This is a genomic window from Sphingopyxis sp. HIX, assembly GCF_001468285.1.
In the GTDB taxonomy this organism is placed as follows: domain Bacteria; phylum Pseudomonadota; class Alphaproteobacteria; order Sphingomonadales; family Sphingomonadaceae; genus Sphingopyxis.
In genome coordinates, this window is record NZ_LNSB01000083.1 from 1 (window position 1) to 4,795 (window position 4,795).

General features: G+C 69.7%; 4 protein-coding genes. 3 read left to right on the forward strand and 1 reads right to left on the reverse strand.

Annotated features, from left to right (window positions below; all coding sequences use genetic code 11):
- Positions 1 to 59: 59 nt before the first annotated feature.
- Entirely contained in the window at positions 60 to 740 is a 681-nt protein-coding gene (gene radC, locus ATE62_RS22570) for a RadC family protein (RefSeq protein WP_058810655.1), read from the reverse strand.
- A 158-nt stretch (positions 741 to 898) separates the two neighbouring features.
- Between radC and ATE62_RS22575 the strand changes: the two genes are divergently transcribed.
- The 3 genes from ATE62_RS22575 to ATE62_RS22580 are packed head-to-tail and all read left to right on the forward strand — an operon-like array spanning position 899 to position 4,686.
- Positions 899 to 4,060 carry a YdbH domain-containing protein gene (locus tag ATE62_RS22575; protein WP_058810656.1) on the forward strand — a complete coding sequence of 1,054 codons (3,162 nt, stop codon included), beginning with the start codon at positions 899 to 901 and terminating at the stop codon, positions 4,058 to 4,060.
- A gap of 44 nt (positions 4,061 to 4,104) precedes the next feature.
- Complete coding sequence (locus ATE62_RS23080) at positions 4,105 to 4,272, forward strand: YnbE family lipoprotein (RefSeq protein WP_231736400.1); 168 nt, start codon at positions 4,105 to 4,107, stop codon at positions 4,270 to 4,272.
- A 15-nt stretch (positions 4,273 to 4,287) separates the two neighbouring features.
- Positions 4,288 to 4,686 carry a YdbL family protein gene (locus ATE62_RS22580; RefSeq protein WP_156420707.1) on the forward strand — a complete coding sequence of 133 codons (399 nt, stop codon included), beginning with the start codon at positions 4,288 to 4,290 and terminating at the stop codon, positions 4,684 to 4,686.
- The last annotated feature ends 109 nt before the right edge of the window (positions 4,687 to 4,795 follow it).

Sequence of the window (4,795 nt, forward strand, 5' to 3'; positions counted from 1 at the left end):
CGGCTTCGCCGCAGGGAGGATTAGGATGCCCGCTCCCCACCCCAGAACCGCCCCAACCCTCACAACAACCCCATCCCGCGCATGCTGCGATAATCGCTCCCGCCGACCACGATATGGTCGTGCAGCACGATCCCCAGCTTGCCCGCCGCCGCCGCGATCTCGCGGGTGATCGCGATGTCCTGGCGGCTCGGTTCGGGGCTGCCGCTCGGGTGGTTGTGGACCAGGATGATCGCCGAGGCGCCCAGTTCGAGCGCGCGCTTCACCACTTCGCGCACGTAAATCGCCGACTGGTCGATCGATCCCTCGCTCGCCAGCTCGTCGCGGATCAGCATGTTGCGCGCATTGAGGTACAGCACGCGCACGCGTTCGATGTCCTGCGACCCCATGTCGGCGCGGAGGTAATCGAGCAGCGCATCCCAGCTCGACAGCAGGGGCCGGTCGGCGATCTCACCCTTCAGCATGCGCAGATTCGCCGCCTGCACGATCTTCAGCGCCGCGATCGCGCCTTCGCTCAGCCCCTCGACGCGGCGCAGGGCATCGGGATCGGCGCCGAGCAGTTTCGCGAGCGACCCGAACTCCTTGAGCAGCGCCTTCGCCTGCGGCTTGGTGTCGCGCCGCGGGATCGCGAGCGCGAGCAGATATTCGATCAGCTCGTAATCGGCGAGCGCTTCGCCGCCGCTGTCCAGTAGCCGGGCGCGCAAGCGCGCGCGATGCCCCTTGTGATCCGGTTCATCCCCCATGCACAGGGGAATAACCAGCTTGTGACCCGCACTCAACGGCCATAAGGTTTTGCGGTGACGGCACCGTCCTGTTTTCTGCAGCCTTTTGCGCCATTTCGGCGTTATCTCGCAGCACAGGGCGAACCCGTCGGGGCGCATAAGGAACGAATAACCGCGCGATGACCGACGCCGCCGACCCCGAACCCGCGCCCCGCCGCCGCCGCCGCGTCAAGAAGCGCTGGCTGACCGCGGGCTCGCTCGTCGTGCTCGTCGGGGTGCTGTGGCTGGCGCGCGAGCCGATCGCCGACAAATTCGTGCGCGAGAAGCTCGACGAGCTCGGCGTCCCCGCGACCTACACGATCGACCAGATCGGCTTCCGCACCGAACGCATCTCGAACGTCGTGATCGGCGACCCCAAACGCCCCGACCTCACCGCACGCACCGTCGAGATCGCGCTCGGCTACGGCTGGGGCGGGCCTTATGTCTCGTCGATCACCGCCGATGGCGTCCGCCTCTACGGCCGCTTCGCCGATGGCCGCCTGTCGCTCGGCGCGCTCGACAAGTTCCGCGATCCGACCAGCACCGATCCCTTCGCGCTGCCCGACCTGTCGGCGACGCTCACCGACGCCCGCGCGCGCGTCGAGACGCCGTGGGGCAATGTCGGCGCGGCGCTCAGCGGCCGCGGCCACGTCCAGCGCAATTTCGCGGGCACCCTCGCGCTCGTCGCCCCGCGCATCGCCGCCGCGGGCTGCACCGGCGCCGACCTCAGCTTCTACGGCCCCGTCACCATCCGCAGCCTGAGGCCGCGCCTCACCGGCCCGCTCCGCGGCCGTTCGCTCGCCTGCGCCGACGGCAGCGTCACCGCGACCGCGCCGCAGGTCGCGCTCGACGTCGCGCTCGGCGAAGACCTCACCAGCTGGGACGGCAAGGCCGACGCTGCGCTCACCGCGCTCGCCGCCGGCCCGATGCGCGCCGAACGCGTCGGCTTGCTCGCGACCTTCAAGGGCAATGCCGCGAAGACCGCGCTGACCTTCGACGGCGAGGCGCTGCGCCTCGCTGGCCCCGATTTCGCCGCCAGCCGCGTCGATCTCGACGCCAAGGGCGAAGTCGGCAAGGCCGCGCTCAAGCTTGCGGGAACGCTGACCTTTGCCCGCGCCGCAGCCAGCACCCGCCTCCGCCAGAGCATCGCCGCCAGCACGAAGACCCTCGAAGCCACCCCCATCGGCCCGCTTGCCGCGAAAGCGACCTCCGCCATCGCCGCGATGCTCGCCGACGTCGGCGGCAAGGCCGATTTCGCATTGGCAGGCGAGGGCGACACCGCGCGCGTCGAGCTCATCGCCCCCGACCTCGTCGCCGAAAGCGGCGCGCGCCTCACCGGCACGCCCGACAGCCGCATCGCCTGGCTCTACGCCGCGGCGGCGCCCGCCTTCACCCTCCAGGGCGGCTGGGCCTTCGGCGGCGGCGGGCTCCCCGAGGGCACGCTCGCCCTCGACCGCCGCGTCGACGGCACGCTCTCGGGCCTCGCGCGCCTCGACCCATACGAAGCCGGCGGCGCGCGCCTCGCGCTGCTCCCGGTGCGTTTCTCGGGCGGGCAGGGCGGCGCGATGCGCTTCGCCACCACCGCCGAGCTCAGCGGCCCGCTCGTCGACGGCCGTGTCGAGCGGCTGCGCATCCCGCTCGACGGCGCGCTCAGCTCCACGGGCACGCTCACCCTCGCGGGCGGCTGCAGCCGCGTCGCCGCCGATCGCCTCAGCATCAGCGGCTTCCGCCTCGCCGCCCCGTCGCTCGACCTCTGCAGCCGCGCCGGCCAGCCGCTGCTCGCCGCGGGCGCCGGCGGCCTCCGGGGCCAGATCCGCATCCCGCGCATCGCGCTCCGCGGCAGCAGCGGCACCTCGCCCTTCGCCTTCACCTCGGGCCCCGGGGACATCGACCTCGCCACCCTCCGCTGGTCCCTCGCACTCGCCGACGTGCAGCTAGGCGAGGGCGAATCGGTCACCCGCTTCAGCGCCCAGCGCCTCAGCGGCCGCGCCACGCCGCAAGGCATGGCGGGCGAGCTCGCAGGCGCCGCGGGCAAGATCGGCGCCGTCCCGCTGAACATGAGCGAGATCGGCGGCCGCTGGACCTTCGCGAACGGCACCCTCGGCCTCGACGGTTCGCTCCTGCTCACCGACGCCGAACCCGAAGCCCGCTTCGCCCCGCTCATCGCGGGCGCCGCCAATCTCCGCTTCAAGGACGGCACCATCGACGCCACCGCCGCCTTCAACGAACGCACCACCGGCACCCACGTCCTCGACACGGTGATCCAGCACAAACTCGCAACCAGCACCGGCCACGCCGACCTCAAAATCGCCGAACTCCGCTTCAACGACAATTTCCAGCCCGACCAGCTCACCCGCCTCGCGCTCGGCATCGTCGCCAATGTCCAGGGCTCGGTCGTCGGCGATGGCCGCATCGACTGGTCGCCCGCGGGGGTCACCAGCCGCGGCACCTTCGCCACCGCGAACACCAACCTCGCCGCCGCCTTCGGCCCCGTCACCGGCGCGACGACGACGCTCGTCTTCGACGACCTCATCGGCCTCAAATCGGCCCCCAACCAGAAGATCAGCCTCGCCGAGGTCAATCCCGGCATCCCGGTTACCGGCGGCGAGATCGAATATCAGCTGCTCGGCGACAACCGCGTGCGGATCCAGGGCGGCAGCTGGCCCTTCGCGGGCGGGCGGCTCGAGCTCCATCCGACGACGCTCAACTTCAACGCCGACCAGCCGCGCCGCCTGACCTTCGACCTCGTGGGCGTCGACGCCGCGATCTTCCTCCAGAATTTCGGCTTCGACAATATCAACGCCACCGGCAAGTTCGACGGCACTTTGCCCGTCGAGTTCGACGGCCTCGGCGGGCGGATCGTGAACGGCCGCATCGACGCGCGCGACGGCGGCGGCACGCTCGCCTATGTCGGCGAGCTCTCGAACCACGATCTCGGCGCGATGGCCAACTTCGCCTTCGGCGCGCTGCGCAGCCTCAAATATGACGACCTCACCATCGTCCTCAACGGCGACCTCGACGGCGAGATGGTCACCGACATTCGGTTTGGGGGAATCGGCCAGGGCGAGGGCGCGACGCAGAATTTCATCACCCGCCAGGTCGCGAAACTGCCCTTCGTCTTCAACGTCAAGATCCAGGCGCCCTTCCGCCAGTTGATCACCTCGGCGAAGGGGCTTTATGATCCGACCGTCTATATCGAACAGAATCTCGGCGCGCTGATCCAGGCGCAGCAGGACGCCGCCGCAGCCGCCGCCAACGACCAACCCACCGTTCAGCCTCCAGCAAGCGAGCCCGTGCAATGAAGACGACAGGAAGAAAAGCGAGGAGGCTGGCCATCGGCGGTCGCTTGGCGGGATTGACGATCGCGGTCGCGGGCCTTGCGGGCTGCGTCCAGATCGAAACCCCCGACAAACCGATCGAGATCAACCTGAACATCAACATCAAGCAGGAAATCGTGTACAGGCTTGATGGCGACGCCAAGAAGCTGATCGAACAGAATAGCTCGATATTCTGACAGGGAATGAATGAGATGATGACCAAGATGTGGAAACCGACCGGACTTGCGATGGCCGCCGTGGCCGCGACCGCCGCCGTGGCGCTGATGGTGCCCGCGGCGATGGCGCAGCGCGACCCCGCCTATGAAGCCGCCCGCGCCGCGGGCCAGGTCGGCGAACAGCCCGACGGCTATCTCGGCTATGCCTCCAGCCCGACGCCTGCGGTGCGCGCGATCGTCGACGACATCAACATCAAGCGCAAGGCCGCCTACACCAGCGGCGCCCCCGCGGGCAGCACGGTCGAGCAATTCGCCTTCGTCACCGGCTGCAATCTGATCAACAAGACCAAGCCGGGCGAGAAATATATGGCCCCCGACCGCAGCTGGAAAACCCGCGACGGCAGCCCCCCGGTCCGCGACTCGCGCTGCCCGTAAAGCCACACCCGAACGCACGGTGCCCAGGGCACCCCATGCCGCCGCGCCCCTAAACGCGGCGGCATTTTTATGGGCTGAGGGGGAGGGGCGGTTCGGCGGCTAAGGGGTG